The organism is Isoptericola sp. 178, assembly GCF_030586525.1.
Lineage (GTDB): Bacteria > Actinomycetota > Actinomycetes > Actinomycetales > Cellulomonadaceae > Isoptericola > Isoptericola sediminis.
This window is the reverse complement of record NZ_JAUQYN010000002.1, coordinates 789,782-805,501: the sequence shown is the minus strand read 5'-3', so window position 1 is coordinate 805,501 and position 15,720 is coordinate 789,782. Positions and strand designations below refer to the sequence as shown.

13 protein-coding genes are annotated in these 15,720 nt (G+C 74.1%); all 13 read right to left on the bottom strand.

Going from position 1 to position 15,720, the window contains the following annotated elements; genetic code table 11:
- Positions 1-8 precede the first annotated feature (8 nt).
- Positions 9-1,640, bottom strand: a complete 1,632-nt coding sequence (gene ffh / locus Q6349_RS08230) for a signal recognition particle protein (RefSeq protein WP_304603645.1) — start codon at positions 1,638-1,640, stop codon at positions 9-11.
- Between the two features lie 44 nt (positions 1,641-1,684).
- A complete protein-coding gene (locus Q6349_RS08225; protein ID WP_304603644.1) occupies positions 1,685-3,547 on the bottom strand; it encodes an HD domain-containing protein in 1,863 nt (620 codons plus the stop codon).
- A gap of 5 nt (positions 3,548-3,552) precedes the next feature.
- On the bottom strand, positions 3,553-3,891 hold the full coding sequence (locus Q6349_RS08220; protein WP_171246855.1) for a P-II family nitrogen regulator: 339 nt from the start codon (positions 3,889-3,891) through the stop codon (positions 3,553-3,555).
- Positions 3,888-5,174: an ammonium transporter gene (locus Q6349_RS08215; RefSeq protein ID WP_304603643.1), complete on the bottom strand. Its 1,287-nt coding sequence runs from the start codon at positions 5,172-5,174 to the stop codon at positions 3,888-3,890. Before Q6349_RS08215 ends, Q6349_RS08220 begins: the two co-directional genes overlap by 4 nt.
- 193 nt (positions 5,175-5,367) lie before the next feature.
- Positions 5,368-6,513, bottom strand: coding sequence for a signal recognition particle-docking protein FtsY (ftsY, locus tag Q6349_RS08210; RefSeq protein ID WP_304603642.1), 1,146 nt, complete (start codon positions 6,511-6,513; stop codon positions 5,368-5,370).
- A 37-nt stretch (positions 6,514-6,550) separates the two neighbouring features.
- Entirely contained in the window at positions 6,551-6,919 is a 369-nt protein-coding gene (locus Q6349_RS08205) for a hypothetical protein (protein ID WP_304603641.1), read from the bottom strand.
- Positions 6,920-6,929: 10 nt separating this feature from the next.
- Positions 6,930-10,499 (bottom strand): chromosome segregation protein SMC, encoded by a 3,570-nt coding sequence (gene smc, locus Q6349_RS08200; protein ID WP_304603640.1) that lies wholly within the window; start codon positions 10,497-10,499, stop codon positions 6,930-6,932.
- Positions 10,500-10,634: 135 nt separating this feature from the next.
- Positions 10,635-11,075 (bottom strand): nucleoside-diphosphate kinase, encoded by a 441-nt coding sequence (gene ndk / locus Q6349_RS08195; protein WP_304603639.1) that lies wholly within the window; start codon positions 11,073-11,075, stop codon positions 10,635-10,637.
- 24 nt (positions 11,076-11,099) lie between these two features.
- Positions 11,100-11,546, bottom strand: a complete 447-nt coding sequence (locus Q6349_RS08190; protein ID WP_304603638.1) for a DUF4233 domain-containing protein — start codon at positions 11,544-11,546, stop codon at positions 11,100-11,102.
- 55 nt (positions 11,547-11,601) lie between these two features.
- Positions 11,602-12,363 (bottom strand): dihydroxyacetone kinase phosphoryl donor subunit DhaM, encoded by a 762-nt coding sequence (dhaM, locus tag Q6349_RS08185; RefSeq protein WP_304603637.1) that lies wholly within the window; start codon positions 12,361-12,363, stop codon positions 11,602-11,604.
- Positions 12,360-13,004, bottom strand: coding sequence for a dihydroxyacetone kinase subunit DhaL (gene dhaL / locus Q6349_RS08180; RefSeq protein WP_304603636.1), 645 nt, complete (start codon positions 13,002-13,004; stop codon positions 12,360-12,362). Before dhaL ends, dhaM begins: the two co-directional genes overlap by 4 nt.
- A complete protein-coding gene (gene dhaK / locus Q6349_RS08175) occupies positions 13,001-13,996 on the bottom strand; it encodes a dihydroxyacetone kinase subunit DhaK (RefSeq protein WP_304603635.1) in 996 nt (331 codons plus the stop codon). Before dhaK ends, dhaL begins: the two co-directional genes overlap by 4 nt.
- Before the next feature lie 102 nt (positions 13,997-14,098).
- Complete coding sequence (locus Q6349_RS08170; protein WP_304603634.1) at positions 14,099-15,520, bottom strand: folylpolyglutamate synthase/dihydrofolate synthase family protein; 1,422 nt, start codon at positions 15,518-15,520, stop codon at positions 14,099-14,101.
- Between the last annotated feature and the right edge of the window lie 200 nt (positions 15,521-15,720).

Sequence of the window (15,720 nt, the reverse complement as noted above, 5' to 3'; positions counted from 1 at the left end):
TACCGGCGTCACCGGCCGCCGAGGAGCTTGCTGACGTCGGACGGGAGCTCGAGGTTCTCGACGTCCGCGGCCTCGGGCTGGTCGCCGCCGACGCCGAAGGCCGAGCCCGCCGACGCCGGCTTGCGGCCGCCGCCACCCAGGGCCCGCTGCATGGCCTCGCGCTCCTGCTGGGCCCGCTTGGCCGGGTTGCCGGACTTGCCCTTGATCTTCTTCTTGGGCGCCTGCTTGCCGCGGGACTTCTTGCCGCCGCCCGGCATGCCCGGCATCCCGGGCATCCCCGGCATGCCGCCGGGGCCACCGCCCGGCATGCCGCCGCCGGAGGCCATCTGGCGCATCATCTTCTGCGCCTGGGCGAAGCGGTCCAGCAGGCCGTTGACGGCCGCGGTGGTCTGCCCCGCACCGCGGGCGATCCGCGCCCGGCGCGAGCCGTTGATGATCTTCGGGTTGTCCCGCTCGGCCGGCGTCATCGACTGGATGAGCGCCTGGACCCGGTCGACCTCGCGCTCGTCGAAGTTCTCGATCTGCTCGCGCATCTGGGCCATGCCGGGCATCATCCCGAGCATCTTCTTCATCGACCCGAGCTTCTTCATCTGCTGCATCTGCACCAGGAAGTCGCTGAGCGTGAAGTCCTCGCCGCCGGCGACCTTGGCCGCCATCTTCTCGGCCTCTTCGGCGTCGAACGCCTTCTCCGCCTGCTCGATGAGGGTGAGCACGTCACCCATGTCGAGGATGCGCGACGCCATCCGGTCGGGGTGGAAGACCTCGAAGTCGGTGAGCTTCTCGCCGGTCGAGGCGAACATGATCGGGCGACCGGTCACCTTCGCCACCGACAGCGCGGCACCACCGCGGGCGTCGCCGTCGAGCTTCGACAGCACGACACCGGTGAAGTCGACACCCTCGGCGAACGCGTTGGCGGTGCTGACCGCGTCCTGACCGATCATCGCGTCGATGACGAACAGGACCTCGTCGGGGTCGATCGCCGAGCGGATGTCGGAGGCCTGCTGCATGAGCACCTGGTCGACGCCGAGCCGACCGGCGGTGTCGACGATGACGACGTCGTGCTGCTTGGACCGCGCCTCGCCGACGCCGTCGCGGGCCACCCCGACCGGGTCGCCGATGACCGCGTCGGTGTCCTCGCTCGACGTGTTGCCCGGGTGCGGCGCGAACACCGGCACCCCGGCGCGCTCGGCCACGACCGAGAGCTGGGTCACCGCGTTGGGCCGCTGCAGGTCCGCCGCCACGAGCAACGGGGTGTGCCCCTGCTCCTTCAGCGCGAGCGCCAGCTTGCCCGCGAGGGTCGTCTTGCCCGCGCCCTGCAGGCCGGCCAGCATGATGACCGTCGGCGGGTTCTTCGCCAGCGACAGCGGGCGGGTCTGCCCGCCGAGGATCTCGACGAGCTCGTCGTTGACGATCTTGACGACCTGCTGGGCGGGGTTGAGGGCCGCCGAGACCTCGGCGCCGAGCGCACGCTCGCGCACGGCGCGCGTGAACTCCCGCACGACGGGCACGGCGACGTCGGCATCGAGCAGCGCGCGCCGGATCTCCCGCACGGTCGCGTCGATGTCCGCCTCGGACAGCCGTCCCCGGCCGCGCAGGTTCTTGAACGTCGCAGAGAGACGGTCCGACAGGGAGTTGAACACCAGGTGGTCCTCTTCACGGGATGGATGAAGTGCGGTCCCCTAGCCTACCGGCCCGACCCGCGGTCGTCCGACCCGCCCTCGCTCGCCGTCTCCTCGGCGAGGGCCGCACGCGCCCGCTGCGTGAGCTGGTCCACGAGACTGCCCCGCCAGCCGGTCCACCCGGCGGGGCCCAGCGACGTCGCGTCGCACTCGGTCAGGGCCCGCAGCACCTCCAGCAGGTCGGCGCGGTGGTCGACGGCCTCCAGCAGGGTCCGCACCGTCGCCGGGTCCTCGGGGTCGGACCGCGTGGCCAGCCCCGACAAGGTCAGGTGATGGCGCACCAGGCGCTCGACGTCGGCCACGAACGGCTCCGGGAATCCCATCCGGCGCACGATCCCGGGGGCCACGGCCGCGCCCTCGACCGAGTGGTCCGTGCTCGCGGCCCGCCGGCGCTTGCCGATGTCGTGCAGGATCGCCGTGACCAGCAGCAGGTCCGACGGCAGCAGGCGAGACGGCACGCCGTCGGCGATCTGCCGCTTGCGCACCCCGGTGGCGAGCGCCGCGGTCTCCACGAGGTGCCGGTCCACGGTGTGGCGGTGGACGGCGGCGCGCTGGGGCTTGTTGCGCACGTCCGCCCACTCCGGGATCCAGGTCGTCACCGCCCCGGCGAGGTCGAGGGCCTCCCACACGTGGATCTGCGCCGGTCCGGAGGCCAGGAGCGTGAGCAGGTGGTTGCGCGCCGTCGAGGGCCAGGGCTCCGGGACCGGCGGGCACTCGGCCAACGACTGCATCGTGACCGGGGAGAGCACCAGGCCGGTGCGTGCCGCCGTCGCCGCGGCGCGCAGCGACAGCTGCGGGTCCTCGGCCGGGACGACGTTGACACCGAGCACGAGCTCACCGTCGTGCTCGACCAGCCCGTCCCCCACCGACCGCAGCCGGGGTGGCTGGCGACGGCCGCGCACCACCATGGGCCGACGTGCCGCGGGACGCTGCAGCGCCTGCCGCGCCCGCCGCACGGTGGAGTCGAGGGCGAAGGAGATCTCGCGCCCGGCCTCGGCGAGGCTGGCCAGGAGCTCGTCCGGGTCGTCGTGGCCGCAGCGCGCGGCCACCTCGTCGAGGTCGGCCAGCAGCAGGCGCGTGGACCGTCGGCGCGTGACGACGTGCAGGGTGTCCCGGACGTCCAGCAGGTGGGCGTACGCCGCGTCCACCCGACCGTGCGGCCGGTCGGTCAGCCACGTCGCGGCCAGCGCCGAGACCACCACCGCGTCCCGGATGCCCCCACGGGCCTCCTTGAGGTCGGGTTCGACGAGGTAGGCGAGGTCGCCGGACCGCTCGGCCCGCTCGCGGACGCTGGAGAGCAGCTCGGGCAGCCGTCGCCGGGCGGCCGACCGCCAGTCGGTGAGGATCCCGGAGGCCGCCCGGTGGACGACGACGGCGTCGCCGGCCACGGGACGCACGTCCAGCCAGCCGACGGCGGCGGGCAGGTCGCGCATGGCCAGCTGCCGGGTCTGGTTGAGCGAGCGCACCGCGTGGTCGATGTCGACGCCCGAGTCCCACAGGGGGTACCAGAGGCGCTCGGCGACCTGCGCGAGCTCGTCGGGCTTGTGGGTGCGTCCGTCGTGGACGAGCACGAGGTCGAGGTCGGACAGCGGCCCGAGCTCGCCGCGCCCCAGCGACCCGACCGCGGCGAGCGCCAGCCCGGTGGGGTCGACGCCGGCGGTGGCCTCGGCGTACAGCGCGCCGACGCGGTCGGTGACGAGCTGTTGGAGGGTGGCCCGGCGGGCGACGCCGGAGCGTCCCGGACCGGTGAGGTCCCGTGCGGCGGCGAGCAGCTCGTCGCGGAGCCCGACGACAGGGCCCCGCACCCCGGTGGTGGGGTGCGGGGCCTGCTGCGCGGGGCCGCCGCCCGGGATCGGGTGGTCGGCCATCGGCGTCAGAGCGCGGCGTCGCCGTGCTCGCCGGTGCGGACCCGGGCGATGTCCTCGACCGGGACCGTCCAGACCTTGCCGTCACCGATCTTGCCGGTCTGCGCCGCGTTGACCACGACGTCGACGACGGACGCGGCGTCCGCGTCACCGACGAGGACCTCGATCCGGACCTTCGGCACCAGGTCCACGGTGTACTCCGCACCGCGGTAGACCTCGGTGTGGCCCTTCTGCCGGCCGTACCCGCTGGCCTCGCTGACGGTCATGCCCCGGACCCCCGATGCCTCGAGAGCCGACTTCACGTCGTCGAGCCGGTGCGGCTGGATGACTCCGGTGACGAGCTTCATGAACGAACCTCCTTGATGACAGAACCCTGCTGGATCGTCTCGTACGCGGTCTCGGAGTGCACGGCGAGGTCGATGCCGCTGACCTCGGCGTCCTCCGGGATGCGCCAGCCCATGGTGGCCTTGAGGGCCAGTCCGATCACCAGGGTCACGACACCGGCGAACACCATCGCGACGAGCGCGATGACCGCCTGCACGCCGAGCTGGGCGAAGTCGCCGCCGTAGAAGAGGCCCGTGCCGGTGGCGAAGAAGCCGAGGGACAGCGTGCCCCACAGGCCGGCCACGAGGTGGATGCCGACGACGTCGAGCGAGTCGTCGAAGCCGAACCGGAACTTCAGGCCCACCGCGAAGGCGGACAGCACACCGGCGACGAGGCCGACGAAGATCGCGCCGACCGGCGAGACGTCGCCCGCGGCGGGGGTGATCGCGACCAGGCCGGCGACGACGCCCGAGGCGGCACCCAGGGAGGTGGCCGAGCCGTCGCGCAGCTTCTCGGTGACGAGCCAGCCGATGATCGCCGCGGCGGCCGCGGTGGTGGTGTTGACCCAGGCCAGACCCGCGGCACCGTCGGCGCCGTAGGCGGAACCGGCGTTGAAGCCGAACCAGCCGAACCACAGCAGGGCGGCACCGAGCATGACGAACGGCAGGTTGTGCGGACGCATCGGCTCGCGGCCGAAGCCCTTGCGCTTGCCGACGATCAGGGCCAGCACGAGGGCGGCCACACCGGCGTTGATGTGCACCACGGTGCCGCCGGCGAAGTCGATCGGCGCGGCGTCCCCGAAGACGAACGGCCCGGCGTCGGACAGCAGACCGCCGCCCCAGACCATGTGCGACAGCGGGAAGTACGACAGCGTGGCGAAGAGGCCCGCGAAGACCATCCAGGTGCCGAACTTGACGCGGTCCGCGAGCGCACCGGAGACGAGCGCGACGGTGATGATCGCGAAGGTGGCCTGGAAGCCGACGTCGACGACGGCGGGCAGGCCCTCACCGACGAACCCGCCGGACTCGTCGAGGATCGCACCTCCGCCGAGACCGAACTGCTCGAACGGGTTGGCGAAGAGCGAGTAGCCCTCCGGCCCCACGCCGGTGGCGTAGGACATCGACCAGCCCCACAGGACGTAGATGACCCCCACGACGGCCATCGCGCCGAAGGACATCATCATCATGTTCAGGACGGACTTGCCGCGAACCATGCCTCCGTAGAACAACGCCAGTCCCGGCGTCATCAGGAGCACGAGGGATGCTGAGGTCAGCATCCACGCGGTCACTCCGGTATCCAGCTCCATCGTGTGTTACTCCCCTCGCCAGCCCGTGTGGCCGGTCGGTGACCACCGTGACGTCGCGGGGTTTCACCTGGAGTGTCCGGACGTTACGTCCGTGTGACGAACGCCCACCGAGGGTAAACATCCAGTTTCTGTCCGGACTGCGAGACACCTGGGGGCCGTCGTGACCTTCCCGTGATCCGCCCGTGACCCCGGGTCAGAGCCCCAGGATCCCGTCCACGAAGTCCTCGGGGTCGAAGGGCGCCAGGTCGTCCGGTCCCTCCCCGAGCCCGACCAGCTTCACGGGCACGCCGAGCTCGCGCTGGACGGCGACGACGATCCCGCCCTTGGCCGTGCCGTCGAGCTTCGTCAGCACGATGCCGGTCACGCCGGCGACCTCCGAGAAGACCTTCGCCTGCTGCATCCCGTTCTGCCCGGTCGTGGCGTCCAGGACGAGCAGGACCTCCCCCAGCGGCGCCTCGCGCGTGATGACGCGGGAGATCTTGCCGAGCTCGTCCATCAGGCCCGCCTTGTTCTGCAGGCGTCCGGCCGTGTCCACCACGACGACGTCCGCGCCGTCCGCGGCGCCGGTCCGCACGGCGTCGAACGCCACCGCGGCCGGGTCGGCGCCGTCCCGGTCGGACCGGACGGTCTCCACCCCGACGCGCGCGCCCCAGGTCTGCAGCTGGTCCGCGGCCGCGGCACGGAAGGTGTCGGCGGCACCGAGCACCACGGACTTGTCCTCCGCGACCAGGACGCGGGCGAGCTTGCCGACCGTCGTGGTCTTGCCCGTGCCGTTGACGCCGACCATGAGGACGACCGCCGGCTTGGTCTCGCCGTCGACCACGGGCCGGTCCAGCGCCAGGGACCGGTCCAGGGTCGGGTCCACGATCTTCAGCAGCTCCTCGCGCAGCAGGTCGCGCACCGCTGCCGGCTCGCGCACACCGAGCACCCGCACCCGCGTGCGCAGCGCCTCCAGGAGCTCCTCGGCGGGGCCGGTGCCGAGGTCCGCCAGCAGCAGCGTCTCCTCGATCTCGTCCCAGTCGTCCTCGGTGAGCTGCTCGCGCGAGAGCATCGTCAGCAGCCGGGCACCCAGCGGCGAGCCGGACCGGGCCAGCCGGTCGCGCAGCCGGACCATGCGGCCCTCGGCCGGGGCGGGACGTTCCAGGACCGCGGTCGCGGTCGCAGCGGGTTCGGCGCCGGCGCTGTCGTCAGCGGCGTCCTCGGCCGCCTCCGGCGGCCGGGTGATGGTCGCGGAGCCGTCGGAGCGGCCACGACGCAGGCGGGGGACGACGAGCGCGGAGCCGAACCCCACGACCACGACGACACCCAGAAGGATCCAGAGCCAGAGAAAGTCAGTCACGGTCCCTCAGTCTCCCAGACCGCGGGCGGGAGGGACGTCAGCGGTCGCCGGCCGGCGGCGACGACCCGGTCCTCGGGGCGCGCGGACGGACGGAGCCCAGGGGCCGGATGACCGGGGCGTGCGGACGGACGCGGCCCTGGGCGCGCTGCAGCGCGTCCGACAGCTCGTCGGCGTCGACGTACCCCGGCGCCTCCTCGACGTTGGCCGCGAAGAAGGCGTCCATGTCCGTGTCCACCGGGGGCGGGGGCGGGGCGGCGCCCCGGTTCCTCAGCCCGGCCCGGAAGTCCCGGACGAAGCCGCGCAGACCCTCGCCGTCGTCGTCCCCGTTCTCCATCACGCTCGCCACGAGGAACACCGCTGCGCACAGCAGCAGCGAGGCGAGGGACCAGACGACGAACGTGACCACGGCAGCATTGTCACCCCGCCTCGGCGGATTCGCTCAACCGCTGGGAGATGACCGTCGTCACACCGTCGCCGCGCATCGTCACGCCGTACAGGGCGTCGGCGATCTCCATCGTGCGCTTCTGGTGGGTGATGACGATGAGCTGCGAGTCGTCGCGCAGCTCGCGGAAGATCTCCAGCAGGCGCCCCAGGTTCACGTCGTCCAGGGCGGCCTCGACCTCGTCCATGACGTAGAACGGGCTGGGGCGCGCCTTGAAGATGGAGACCAGGAAGGCGACGGCCGTCAACGACCGTTCGCCCCCGGACAGCAGCGACAGGCGCTTGACCTTCTTGCCCGCCGGCCGGGCCTCGATCTCCAGGCCCGTGGTGAGCAGGTCGCTGGGGTCGGTGAGGACGAGGCGGCCCTCGCCGCCGGGGAACAGCCGGGAGAACACACCCTCGAACTGCTCGGCGGTGTCCCGGAACGCCTCGGCGAACACCTGCTGCACCCGGTCGTCGATGTCGGCGACGATCTGCAGCAGGTCCTCCCGCGACTTCTTCAGGTCCGCGAGCTGGTCGGCGAGGAACTGGTGCCGCTCCTCCAGGGCCGCGAACTCCTCCAGCGCGAGCGGGTTGACCGTGCCGATCCGCTTGAGGGCGCGTTCCGCCGACGCCAGCCGCTTCTCCTGCTCGGCGCGCACGTACGGGACGGGGGCCGGGTCCGGGTCGTCCTCGGCGGCGTCCGCCGGGCGGGCCACGGGCACCGGGTGGTGCGGGCCGAACTCCTCGACGAGCACGTCGGGATCCGTGCCGAGCTCGTCGACGGCGCGCGTCTGCAGCTGCTCCAGCCGCGCGACCTGCTGGGCCCGCGCGACCTCGTCCCGGTGCGCCGCGTCCGTCAGGTCGCGCAGCTCGCCGGCCAGACGTTCCGCCTCGGCCCGCACCTCGTCGACCTCCCGTCGCTGCCGGTCCCGGTCGGCCCGGGCGCGAGCCTGCTCGTCCCGGGCGCGCTCGATCGAGCGGCCGAGGGAGTCGAGCGCGGTGCCGACGTCCGCCCGCACCTCCGCCGCCCGGGCCGCCTGCGCCGCGCGGCGGCGTGCGCGCAGCGCCGCCTGCTCCCGCGCCTGCCGCTCCTGCTCGGCCGCCCGGGCGAGCCCCTGGGCACGCCCGGCCACCGCGCGGGCCCGTTCCTCGGCCGTGCGCAGGGCGAGCCGCGTCTCCGTCTCCGCCTGGCGCGCCGCCGTCGCGGCCTGCTGCGCCGCATCGCGCGCCGCGGTCGCCGCCGCCACGTCCTCCTCCGAACGGGCCGGCTCGGCCTCGGCCACCTCCAGCCGGCGCTGCAGCCCGACGAGCTCCTCCTGCGCGGTGCGGCGCCGCTCGGTCGCGGAGTCCATCGTCGCGCGGTGGCGCTGCGCCTCCGTCTGAGCGGCACGCCGGGCCGCGCCCAGGTTCCCGAGCTGCTCGGCCACCGCCGCGAGCGCGGCGTCGGACTCGTGCAGCCGCCCGAGCGTCTCGTCGTGGCGCTCCTGGGCGGCGTCACGCGCCCCGCGCGCGGCGGTGAGCTCGTCCCCGTGCCGCTGCGCGCGGCGCTCGGCATCCTCGAGTCCCGCACGCGCCTCGTCCAGGGCGCTGGTCAGGTGCAGCACGCTCGGCGCGGCGGCCGAACCGCCGGAGGCACGGTGCGCGGCGAGCAGGTCGCCCGCCCGGGTGGCGGCGACGACGTCGGGGCGCGCGGCGACGAGCGCCCGCGCCTCGGCCAGGTCCTCGACGACCACGACGTCGGCGAGCAGCGTCCGCACCGCGGCACCGGCCGCTCCCGAGGCCGTGACCACGTCCACCGCGGGTCGCGTGCCGGCCGGCAGCTCACCCAGGTCCCGGCCCGTCGCGGAGGGCGCCGACGCGCCGACCACGAGACCCGCCCGTCCGCCGTCGTCGTCGCGGAGCAGCCGCAGAGCGTCCACGGCGGCCTCGAGGCTCTCGACCGCCACGGCGTCGGCCAACGGGCCGAGCGCCGCGGCCACCGCCTCCTCGAACCCCGGTTCCACGCCGAGCAGCGCCGCGACGGAACCGAGCACGCCCGGCTGGTCGGCGGCGAGCAGCGCGCCGGCGCCGTCCTTGCGGTCCAGGCTCAGCTCGAGGGCCTCGACCCGGGCCGACCAGGTCGCGCGGTCCTTCTCGGCCGTCGCCACGAGGTCCGTGAGCCGGTCGACGGCCTCCCGCGCGCGGGCGAGGTCCTCGGCGGCCTGCTCGTGCTCGGCGTCGAGCCCCTCCTCACCGGCCTCGGCGCCGACGGCCTCCGCCTCCAGCGTCGCGAACTCCCGGGCGGCCTCCTCCGCGCGGCGCTCGGCCTCCGCGAGCCCGTCCCGCACCCGCTCGATCTCCGCGTCGGCCGCCTCGACCCGGCTGCGGCACGTGGACACCTGACCGGCCAGGCGGGCCAGCCCCTCCCGCCGGTCCGCCGCCCCACGGTGCAGGGTGGCGAGCTCGCGCTCCGCGTCCTGGGCGACGCGCTCGGCGTCCGCGCGGCGTGCCTCGGCGGCCTCGAGCGCCTCGCGGGCCAGCTCCACCTCACGGGCCAGCTCCGCCTCGGACACCCGCGCGCGCTCGGCCTGGGCGTCGAGCTCGTCCGGGTCCTGGCCGCGGTGCTCGGGCTCGGCCGTGCCGAGCAGCCGCACCCGTTCGTCGGCCAGCGAACCCAGCCCACGCAGGCGTTCGCGCAGCCCGTCCAGGGCGTGCACGGTCTCCGAGGCGCGCGCGGCGGCGCGACCCGTCCCGGCCGCGGTCGCCTCGAGCCCCGTCAGCCGCCGCCGGCTCGTGGCCAGCCGTTCCTCGGTGGCTCGCTGCTGCTCCTTCAGCGCGGCCTCGTCGGCACGCTCCTGCTCGAGCCGTGCACCGAGCTGGGCGAGGTCGTCCGCCAGCAGCCGGGCCCGTGCGTCACGGACCTCGCTCTGCACCGCCCGGGCCTTGCGGGCCGCCTCGGCCTGCTTGCCCAGCGGGCCGAGCTGACGCCGCAGCTCGGTGGTGAGGTCGGTCAGCCGGGCGAGGTTGCCGGCCATCGCCTCGAGCTTGCGCAGCGCCTTCTCCTTGCGCTTGCGGTGCTTGAGGACACCCGCGGCCTCCTCGATGAAGCCGCGCCGCTCCTCGGGCGTGGCGCGCAGCACGGCGTCGAGCTGCCCCTGGCCGATGACGACGTGCATCTCCCGGCCGATGCCGGAGTCGCTGAGCAGCTCCTGGACGTCCAGCAGCCGGCAGGTGCTGCCGTTGATGGCGTACTCGGACCCGCCGCTGCGGAACAGCGTCCGCGAGATCGTGACCTCGGTGTAGTCGATCGGCAGCGCGCCGTCGGTGTTGTCGATGGTCAGCGAGACCTCGGCACGGCCCAGCGGCGGGCGACCCGCCGTGCCGGCGAAGATGACGTCCTCCATCTTGCCGCCGCGCAGCGACTTGGCACCCTGCTCCCCCATCACCCAGGACAGGGCGTCCACGACGTTGGACTTGCCGGACCCGTTGGGACCGACGACGCACGTGATCCCCGGCTCGAACCTCAGCGTCGTCGCCGAGGCGAACGACTTGAAGCCGCGCAGGGTGAGCGTCTTGAGGTGCACGACGGCGAGCCTATCCGCCGTCGTCGAGGAACCCGCGCATCTGCCCCGGCGTTCCCGGCGGCCGCGCCGCGGGCGGAGGACGTCCCTCCGCCCGCGGCGCCGTGCGGCGTCGGGGCGGTACCGCGGGTCGGTACGTCAGGACTGCGGGAACCAGATGCCGATCTCGCGGTCGGCCGACTCCGGCGAGTCCGAGCCGTGCACGAGGTTCTGCTGGACCTTCAGGCCCCAGTCGCGGCCGAGGTCGCCGCGGATCGTGCCCGGCGCCGCGGCGGTCGGGTCGGTGGCCCCGGCCAGCGACCGGAACCCGGCGATGACGCCGTCGCCCTCGGCGATGACGGCCAGGGTCGGGCCGGACAGCATGAAGTCCACCAGCGGGGCGTAGAAGGGCTTGCCCTCGTGCTCGGCGTAGTGCGTGGCGAGCTGCTCGGGGGTGGCGTGCACGAGCTCGACGGCGGCGAGCGTGTAGCCCTTGGCCTCGACGCGCCGCAGGATCTCGCCGGACAGGCCGCGCCGGACGCCGTCCGGCTTGACGAGGATCAGCGTGCGCTCGATGGCAGAGGTGGTCGGTTGGGTCATGCCGTCACCCTAACCGCGCGGCGCTCACGCGTTGGGTGCGGTGCCCGGGTTCTCGGCGTCGTACGCGGCGCGCTCGGCGTCGATGCGGGCGCCGAGCCGCAGCGCGACGACCCACAGGACGACGAAGATCCCCGCCACGAGGAACATCATCGGCAGCAGCAGCCCCAGGGCCAGCACCGGGACCTGCACCACCGTGCCGGCGACGTACCCGCCCGGCCGCGAGACCAGCCGGGAGAGCACCACCAGCACCACGAAGAGCACACCCGTGACGGTCCACATCGCCGCCATGGAGTCGATGACCAGGGGTCCGCGCTCGAACTCGGAGTCGCGCAGGCCGTACAGGGCCAGCGCCGCGAACAGCACCACGAACGCCTCGAGCTGGAGCATCGTCGCGGCGAACTGGACCTTCGCCGGCTTGCGCGGCGTGATGCGGTCGCCGGGGCGGGGGCGGTCGTCCTTCGTGCGGCTCACCGTCCCAGGGTATCCGGCCCGCGGGGCCCTCCCGCCGGCGGCGGGGTGACCGATCTCACGCCTCGCCGAAGCCACCCTCGATGAGTCCCGTCACGAGCGCGACCGCGGTGTCGGCGCCCTCGCCCCGGGCCGTGACGGTCACCCGCTGCCCCGCCGTCGTGCCCAGCGACATCAGGGCGAGCACACTGGTCGCGTCCGCCCCCTCGACCGTCACGGGCACGCCCAGGTCCGCCACCGAGCGGGCGACGACGGCAGCCGGACGGGCGTGCAGCCCGAGGGGGTTGCGGATCTCCACGACGGTGCTGACCTCGTCCGCGGCTCCCGACGACGGTGCCCCCGGCTCGGGGACCACCTCGCCCTGCGTGCCCGTCGCCGCGACCGGGGGCCCCTCGGCCCCCGAGGACTCGACGAGCTCGTACACCGGCTCCGGTCCGATGGACCGGGCGGCGTCCTCGGCCGCGGCCACGACGCCGTCCAGCTCCGCGCCCTGCTGGGCCGTGACCGCCGCGGCGACCGCACCCTCGACGAACGGGGCCGAGACGAGGCGCACGCGGCGCGTGAGGTCGGGGTCGATCTCGAGCGCCGACTCCACGGTGAGCACCGCCGACCCGAGGTCGGCGAGCACGACGGCGGACGCGGCACCCGCGAGCGCGGCGTCCAGGGCCTCCTGCACCCGCTCGAGGGAGGTCCCGAGCCCGCCGTCGACGTCGCCCGCCGCGCAGCGCACCACGACGTCCGGCGCCATCTCGGCCGTCAGCTCGGCGACGCCGTCGGCCAGGCGTGTCGAGTGCGAGACGAGCACCAGGGCGACGCTCACGCCGCCGCTCCCTCCGCGGCGGTCACGGCCGCGGCCAGCAGCATCGCCGTCGACCGCGCGCCCGGGTCCTCCGTGCCCGCGCTGCGCTCGCCGAGGTAGGAGGCACGGCCCTTGGTCGCCACGAGCGGGACGGTGGCGACCGCACCCGCCTCCGCCGCCTCCGCGGCGGCCCGCAGCACGGCGAGGGCGTCACCGGACTCCGCGGCGCTCTCGGCGGCCTCGACGGCCGGCTGCCAGGCGTCGACCATCGTCTTCTCCCCCACGTGCGCGCGGCCGCGGGCGACGATGCCCTCCGTGGCGGCCTCCAGGAGGGACACCAGGTGGCCCGCGTCCGCCGTGGCCTCGTCCACGACCTTCGACGCCCGCAGGAACGCCGTGCCGTACAGCGGCCCGGACGCCCCGCCCACGGTGGACATCAGGGTGGTGGCGACCAGCTTCAGCACCTGCCCGACCGTCTCGGCGGGTGCCTCCTGGCCGTCGAGCTTGGCCACGACGGCGGTGAAGCCGCGGTCCATGTTGTTGCCGTGGTCCCCGTCCCCGATGCGGCGGTCCAGCTCGGTCAGCTCGTCACGGCCCGCCTTGAGGTCGCTCGCCGCCTGCCGGATCCATCGTTCGGCCCATCCGACGTCGAGCTCGGTCACCACGTGAGGGCCGGGGTCCGGACCGGCGCGTCCCAGAGCTCGAGGAGCTCGTCGTCGAGGACGGCGACGGTCACCGACACCCCCTGCATCTCCAGGGACGTCACGTAGCTGCCCACGAGCGAGCGCACTACCTCGACGCCCTGGTCAGCCAGCATCTGCCGGGCGACGCCGTACACGACGTAGAGCTCGCTGGCGGGCGTCCCGCCCATGCCGTTGACGAAGAGCAGGACCCGGGACCCCGCGGCGAGGTCGATGTCGTCGAGGACGGAGTCGACCAGCCGGCGGGTGATGTCGCTGGCCCCGGCCGCCTGGACGCGCTGACGGCCCGGTTCGCCGTGGATCCCGATGCCGATCTCGACCTCGTCGTCCGCCAGGTCGAAGCTCGGCCGCCCGACGTGGGGCACGGTGCAGGCGGTGAGGGCCACGCCCATGGAGCGCACCCCGGCCACGACACGTTCTGCCAGCGCGGCGACCTCCGCCAGGGAGGCGCCCCGGGCGGCCGCGGCACCGGCGACCTTCTCGACCACCAGGGTGCCCGCCACGCCGCGACGGCCGGCCGTGTACAGCGAGTCCTCCACCGCGACGTCGTCGTTCACCAGCACGCTGGCGACCTCGATGCCCTCGGCCTCGGCCAGCTCGGCGGCCGTCTCGAAGTTCAGCACGTCGCCGGTGTAGTTCTTGACGATGAGCAGCACGCCGGCCCCGGCGTCGGCGGCCTGCACCGCCGCCAGGACCTGGTCCGGCGTCGGCGAGGTGAAGACCTCCCCGGGCACGGCGGCGTCCAGCATGCCCGCTCCGACGAAGCCGGCGTGGAGCGGTTCGTGCCCGGAGCCGCCGCCGCTGATGACGGCGACCTGCCCGGCGGGCGTCCCGCCGGCCCGGGTCACGAAGTTGGGTTCGGTGTGCACCGAGACCTGGTCGGCATGGGCCAGACCGAATCCTCGGAGCGAATCGGTGACGGCCTGTGCCGGGTCGTCAAGCAACTTCTTCATCGCACAACCTCCTCAGCGCGGGGTGTCCGATCCCTATCCAACACCCGTGCCGGAGACGTCGCAGCGTGCGCGGGAAAACCACCCGCCCGGCGTCGGTGCCCGTCAGCCGCGGCCGAGGAGGAGGCGGGCGTCCGCCACGGTGACGACGGAACCCGTCACCACCATGCCCGTGCCGTGACCGATGCCGACCGTGTCCGCCGACTCGACCAGGTCCGTGGCGACCTGCAGCGCCTCGTCCAGGCGCTCGGTGACGTGGACCCGGTGGTCGCCGAAGATCTCCCGGGCGATCTCCGCCACGGCGAACGGGTCGGCCGACCGGTCCGAGGAGTTGCGGGTCAGCACGACCTGCGACATCCCCGGCTCCAGCGCGGCGAGCAGCCCCTCGGCGTCCTTGTCGGCCATGAGCCCGACGACGCCCACCACGGTGCGCAGCGTGAACGCCTCGTCGAGGGCCGCCACCAGCGCCTCGGCGCCGTGCGGGTTGTGCGCGACGTCGACGAGCACGGTCGGGCTGGACCGGACCAGCTCCAGCCGCCCGGGGACGCTGACGTCCGCGAACGCCGTCTCCACGGCTCCCCCGTCCAGGGCACGGCCCCCGAGGGCCTGCTCGGCGGCCGCGAGCGCCAGGAGCGCGTTGTGCGCCTGGTGCTCACCGTGCAGCGGGACGAAGATCTCGGTGTAGGTGGCCAGCGGGGTGCGCAACGTCACCATCTGCCCGCCGACGGCGACCTGGCGCGCCACGACCTCGAGGTCGACCTCCTCGCGCAGCAGCCGGGCGCCGACCTCGACGGCCCGCTCGGCGAGGACCTCGTCGACCTCGGGACGCTGCACGGCCGAGAACGCCGTCGCGTCGGACTTGATGATGCCGGCCTTGATCGCGGCGATCTCCGCCGGCGTCGACCCCAGCCACTTCTCGTGGTCGACGCTGATCGGCGTGATGACGGCGACGTCGGCGTCGGCGGTGTTGGTCGTGTCCCAGGTGCCGCCCATGCCGACCTCGAGCACGGCGATGTCGACGGGCGCGTCGGCGAAGGCGGCGAAGGCGAGACCGGTGAGGACCTCGAAGAAGTTCAGGCGGGACTGCCCGGCCTCCTCCAGCTCCGCGTCGACGACCTGGACGTACGGGTACACGTCGTTCCAGGTCTCGACGAACCGGACGGCGCCGAGCGGCTCGCCGTCGACCTGGATGCGCTCGGTGACGCTGCTCAGGTGCGGGGAGGTGAACAGCCCGGTGCGCAGCCCGTGCTCCCGGACCAGGCGCTCGGCCATCCGCGCGGTGGAGGACTTGCCGTTCGTGCCGGTCAGGTGGATCGCACGAAAGGTGCGCTGCGGGTCCCCGAGCAGCTCGAGCAGCCGCGCGACCCGGTCGAGGGTCGGCGAGACGTCGTGCTCCGGCGCGCGGGAGACGATGTGGGCGTAGATGCGCTCGAGGTCCTCGGACGCGGCCGCGTCCTCCGCCGCGGCGCGGGCCGCCTTGCGCTCGTCGGCCTTCTGCTTCTTGGTCTTGCCCTGCTCGTCATTCACGCCACGAGATTACGCGACCGTCCGCCGGATCAGCGCACGGGTCACCCACCCTCCCCTGCCGGGTCAGGGCACGGTCCCGCGAATCAGGGCACCCGGTCGCGAGTCAGGACCGCACCCGGCGAGTCAGGACCTCACGTGGCGGGGGAGGACGGGTGCCTCCCGTCTCGCCCCCCGGGGGCCGGCCCCCCGGCGGGGCGGGC

Coding starts and splice junctions, on each gene's coding strand:
- Q6349_RS08225 (WP_304603644.1), bottom strand. CDS start 3,547: ATGGCCGACCACCCGATCCCGGGCGGCGGCCCCGCGCAGCAGGCCCCG.
- Q6349_RS08220 (WP_171246855.1), bottom strand. CDS start 3,891: ATGAAGCTCGTCACCGGAGTCATCCAGCCGCACCGGCTCGACGACGTG.
- Q6349_RS08215 (WP_304603643.1), bottom strand. CDS start 5,174: ATGGAGCTGGATACCGGAGTGACCGCGTGGATGCTGACCTCAGCATCC.
- ndk (WP_304603639.1), bottom strand. CDS start 11,075: ATGACCCAACCGACCACCTCTGCCATCGAGCGCACGCTGATCCTCGTC.
- dhaK (WP_304603635.1), bottom strand. CDS start 13,996: ATGAAGAAGTTGCTTGACGACCCGGCACAGGCCGTCACCGATTCGCTC.